Source organism: Microcoleus sp. K1-B1, assembly GCF_036704705.1.
GTDB lineage: Bacteria > Cyanobacteriota > Cyanobacteriia > Cyanobacteriales > Microcoleaceae > Microcoleus.
The window spans coordinates 27,458-32,927 of sequence record NZ_JAUBSH010000077.1 but is presented as its reverse complement, the minus strand read 5'-3'; the positions used below and the strand labels follow the sequence as shown (position 1 = coordinate 32,927).

Annotated in this window: 3 protein-coding genes; all 3 read right to left on the bottom strand. The window is 40.8% G+C overall.

Annotated features, from left to right (window positions below; genetic code table 11):
* Positions 1–149 precede the first annotated feature (149 nt).
* Positions 150–1,982, bottom strand: coding sequence for a DUF6798 domain-containing protein (locus QUA83_RS22930; RefSeq protein ID WP_333296073.1), 1,833 nt, complete (start codon positions 1,980–1,982; stop codon positions 150–152).
* A 12-nt stretch (positions 1,983–1,994) separates the two neighbouring features.
* A complete protein-coding gene (locus QUA83_RS22925) occupies positions 1,995–4,175 on the bottom strand; it encodes a hypothetical protein (protein WP_333296070.1) in 2,181 nt (726 codons plus the stop codon).
* Between the two features lie 105 nt (positions 4,176–4,280).
* On the bottom strand, positions 4,281–5,312 hold the full coding sequence (locus QUA83_RS22920; RefSeq protein ID WP_333296068.1) for an SGNH/GDSL hydrolase family protein: 1,032 nt from the start codon (positions 5,310–5,312) through the stop codon (positions 4,281–4,283).
* Between the last annotated feature and the right edge of the window lie 158 nt (positions 5,313–5,470).

Sequence of the window (5,470 nt, the reverse complement as noted above, 5' to 3'; positions counted from 1 at the left end):
ACGTCTTAAGTTTAACTCCAATTAGGTAACTTAATATTTTGTTACATAGATTGGTTTTTTCCCGCCTACCTACTTAGACAAGCAAAGTCTACCTCTGCTGACTAATCTAAAAGTTAGATTGGGATTTCACAAGTTTTACCAATTACCTATTACCTAATTTTATAGAGTATCCATTTGCCTTGTTTGTCTGCGATTTCCCCTTGAATATTTGGGTGCCAGTCAGTACGAGTCAGGATATAATCAGCCTGATAGTTTCTGGCTACTTTGACTAAATCCGCACTACTGCGGCGGATGAAAAATTCATTCCCTCCCCAAATCATTTGCGGGTTTAAGGGGACTCCTAAAACGGTTTCCATGCGATTTTGCCATTCTTTGATACCTTTTTCGGTAAAGGGGAAGTTTTTGAAGTTGACGACAATCGCTCTTTCGGAAAAAAACTGGAAGCTGGTAACTGAAGGTGGAATTAATACGAGTGAATCTTGGCTGCTAATTTGCGAAAATCGCACAGCTAATTTGCTTAAGTCGTCTCTGGGAACGGCATTGATATTAACTCTTGTTTGAAATACATTTAATATAGGTTTGGGTAGAATTCCTGCTATTCCAAAAACTAAGGTGGCGGTAGTTATTAAGGCTAATGTGTGAGTTAGAGTTTGTTTGATAGATGTAGCTAGGGATGTTTTTTCTAAAATGAATGGGAAGGCGAGAATTGAGAAAAAAACTGGGATGCTAATTATTCGATCGCCCATTATTTCCCATGAATCAGTCACCGGATATATCAAGCTGAAAATTACCGTTCCTGCTGCTAAAATCCACAACAATATATTATATCGTTTGGGAAATACGTATTTTTTTGTTTGCCAAACTGATAATCCTAGGAATAGGATACCCCTAAAAGGCAAAGTTAGTACAGCTAACAGCAACAAGCTAACAGCTATTTGTTTTTCTCTGTAAAGTCGATCGACCGTCAAAGCAACCGCAATAAATATGATTAATTGAGCAAAAGGTACGGTTCTAGCTAACTGTAGTTTGGCGATAAAAGCCAAAGGGTAAACTTCGACAAATACGTAATTTAGAAATAATGCAAAAATTGATGTGCCAACAATTACAGAAAAATTAATCTTGTCTTCTTTTGGTAATAAATCGGAATTGTTGATGCACAGCAAGCCACCAATTATGAAACATATAAAGTTGAACCAATTCCCTACATCCCAATTTGACGGGAGGATGTGGTGGGGGTTGCGGACTTTCGCGTGAATGTAGACAAACTCGGCGTTGTCGATAGTGTGAGTGCTCGTAGTACCTGTTAATAACATCGGTATGTAAACAATACTTGCCATTGCTGCTAAAAGTGCGATCGCCAAAATCAATGTTTTGAACTTCCGCTGTTTTACAGATTCAATAACTAAAACGGGAATCATCATCAATCCCGGCAACAAACCAACTAAAAATTGCAGCAGACAAGCCAGTCCAAAAAAGAAATATCCGGTCAGCCATTTCTGGCGCAAACTAAAGTAAATTCCCCAGATTGCGAAACCCATTGCGAAGATACTGGGTACTGATTTAGTGGAAAATATCAGCGTGTTACCAACGTCTGTAAATGAAGCGGCTATACATAAAAAAGCCATCGCTGCGGCAGGTAGTTTTGAATTAGTATAGATATTGATAATTGCGTAGCAAGCTAGGATAAATGAACCGAAGGCGAGGAATTGATAAATAAAGTGCGCTAGTGGAATGCGGGTTCCTAAGTTTGCGAGCAAATAGATGATATAATAATAGTAGTATCTCGGATTGAATTTAACCATTTCCTGAACGTAATAGTCATTTTTGTAGAGTTCAGGATTTAACATAAATTGAATGGGTGGCACTTCGGGGAAATTGCCTCCAATGGGGAAAATATAGCCAGTAGCCATCAGGGAACCGATGATGACAACAGTATAGAGAGATAGATTAAAATACCAGTGGGATTTTTGATGTTTTTGCATTGACGGTTCCACTTACCTACTGACAGCCAAATTGTTAATCTCCAGTCGGCATTGGTTTGTTAAATCCTGTTTGCTGCTACTCAATACCTCAAGCAGCAGATAAATCGGATTTTTGCCCTCAACTAATAGATTTAAGCCGATCGCACTTTTTGGACTATAAGCCATCTCTGCTGAGTCTACTAATTTACCTTGCTTGTCCCACAAAGTCAAGCGCAGGGCAACTCCCGGACATTGTTGGTTAGGTAAATTGAGTTTGCCGGTAACTTTTACTTTGTCTGAAATGGAACCTAAATACAGGAAAGATGTATCGAGTTTCTTGCTGTTTTTAATTGGATGAGTTACAATATTATATAAGTTATCCGATTCTTGATTGACCGAATAATTGGCACTTGTGTAGATTGATTGATGCAAACTAATCCAATCTAACTGCGTGCCTGGTCTATCGACTATTTGCCGCTGCATCGCCTCCAGAGTCCTAACTGCCGTTGCTGTATCAGTCGGCCGCATCCTCCGGTAAACGCTGACAGTCACCCCGTTTTCTAGCTTAAACTGTTCCGGTAGCAATTGGAAATCGCGGACAATTTCCCAGTTTTGAATAAAGGCATCGTACACAACTTTAACAACATCTTGTTCGTGCGATCGCAAAACTTGTTCGTCAGTCGGTAACACCTGCTGAAAAGGTACAGCAACCACGGCATATTGTGACTGCAACAACTCCGGTAGCGGGTAAGTATCGCGCGAGTCAATTTGCGGCCTCCCGATTGTATTTAATTTCCACCAACCCTCCGGCGGGTTTAATTTGCGGTTAGCTTGTCTGAGTATGTTAGCATTGAAATTGTTAGAAGCACCGACAATATAAATCGGTTCTTCATTCGGTGCTAATTTTCGCAGAAACTCTACTAATTTTACAACTTCGTCGTAGTCCGATCGCACTAACGGCGCAAAATTACCCACAAACAGTCTTGGCAAATCAATTTTGAGAGGAATTAACCCGACTGCGGCATTCACAACCAGGTACAAACCCGCCGCGCCCAGCATGAAATACCGGACTTTTCCCTTGAGTGTCAGCCAAGTTGTCCAGAAAAATGTGGATAGTCCTAAAAGTGCGATCGGTGTAATATGAATTGTATAGTGCAAGTAGCCGTAACGCAACACTAACAGCCATTCAAGCAGCGACAAAACGCCAAACAACGAAACAAAAATAGCCGCCGCCGGAACCAGCATTCGAGTGAGAATTCCCGCAGAAAAACCAATCAGTACCAGCAGCCAAGTTCCCAACCCGTAAAAATCCGCATAACGAGTTAAAATATCATTTACAGGCAAACTCCAAGCGACATACAAATTGCGGTAGTCAACCGTCAGAGCACTGCGAGTAAAATCTCCCGCTACCAACATTAAAATAGTCAAGCTAGTTGCAGCTATCAAACCCAATTTGATGCCGGATTCAAACAAGCATCTGTAGGGAAACGGCACTACCGCGTCCTTGTCTTTGGGAGACGACAATGCGGTTTGGTTACGGTATGTTAGTATAATAAACTCGATGAAAGCCTGTAAAGTCGCTGCACCAAAAAATGCGATCGCACTATAAGCAAAATGGCGCCGCAACAGAATAGCCGCCGCCAGCAAAAACCCAATTAACGGGATTTTCCACCAAGATTTCAGCTTAACATCATGCAAATAAACCAAAATTGCCAAAGCTACAAACACACAGCCGCCAGTATCCAGATATCCCCGCAGAGTCGGTATCCAACTCATGGGAATTAATAAACTCAGCAGCACAGTTGACCAAAACACCCGGCGGGAATAAACTGGAATTAGCTTTGCAGAAATTGCCCCCAGCAACAGGCGAAACGGCAGCACATAAATCAGGGATACGCTGAGAATGTAACTCAGCCGAGACTCGCCAAATAAGAGAATAAACGGCACTAACGGCAAAGAGATTAATAGGTTTTTTTCCTTAGATAGCGATTCTATAACTCCGCGCCATGCTTTATCTGGCGACTCTCGAAATAAATTTGCCGTGTTGACTGTAGCGGTATTGTATCCCGCGTAATCCCACCAATAAAAAGTATGTTCGCTGGATACATAGATTGATGTTACTGCAACTGTGAGGAGAACAAGTAAAAAAAGGAAAAACCCATCAATTAGAAATTTTCGAGGCAATTTAAAAGAAACAAAATCAAATAATCCCATCAGTCTAGCAACCCTAAATAACTTCTAAACTTCCTCTTTCTCTCTTCCTACCCTTCGGGAACGGCTTCGCCGAACGCGCCCTTTGCGCCTTCGCGGTTCATTAACTTACCTTAAAACAGTACCTTGCAAAAAACCTTCCAAATTTTCTGCATATTGCCGATTCGCGATCGCACTTGGATGAAGGTCATGAGGTAAATTATTATTGGCAGGTATTTTCAAATCAACCGAAATATCCGCCGTAGCAATTCCCTCCTGACTTAACTCCCCCAACATCTTAGCAGAACCCGCATTAATTCCCGCCACCACTAACTTAACACCATTAGCCTCAGCCACCCGGTTAAACTCTTCAATAATTGCCTTAGACACCTCGTGACTTTTGTACAATCCCTCTTCAAATTGATTGTAATTAACCTCCAAAAAATGGCTTAATGCAGAAACCCGCATTAGGGGGAACTCGTGATATTCAACTTTTGCCATCTTGTAGGTAAAATTATTTTCTCCATTCAACCTAGCATCGGGCTGAAATAGAATACCGAGTTTATTCCAAGCAGCCATTTGCTTTCGTCTCGCCCTTAACAAAGTATTGCGGCGGTCATGAAATCCCGCATAAGCAATCACCGCAATTTTGGGTTTATTTGATTGTTTGAGTGCTTCTTTGAATTGAATCAACGAATGCAGAGTGCCGTAGCCGTTAACTCCGAAATTCACTATTTCATATTTGGGTAATTTCTCTTGCAGCAACCAAGCATAAGTTTGGCTGTCATTCAATGACCAACCGTAGGTAAAAGAACAGCCAAATATCCAAATTTCCGGCTTTCTTAAGGATAAATTGTAAGTATTGAGTGGATGTGTTATTCTGAGACTATTATTGAGATGAGTTGCATTAAATGAGTAATTGCCGTTAAGTGTTACCTTGAATTTACCCGGCAAATGCTTGTAGCCGAGTTGCGAGTCTTTTGTAAAAAAGTTGCCTTTTGGTTCGACGGCAACATCAACATTTTCTATTTGCCAGGGTTTGTATCCCGCAAATCTTAAGACAATTTCAGCCGTGGTGGTGGATAAAAAAATTGGAAAAATTAGATATGTTATTAATCTGAAAGCAACATTTTTAGCAAAATCTTTTTCGATCATTAACATAATATGAAACGTCAGCAAAAGTATAATAAACTGCCATGCCAGTATTATCTAGTTCATGGATCTAATTTAATTAGATTGAGCGCACCAATATCAGCAACGGGCTAGAAGCCCGTTCCACAAGAAAATCTACTCTTTGTGGAACAGGCATCTTGCCTGTT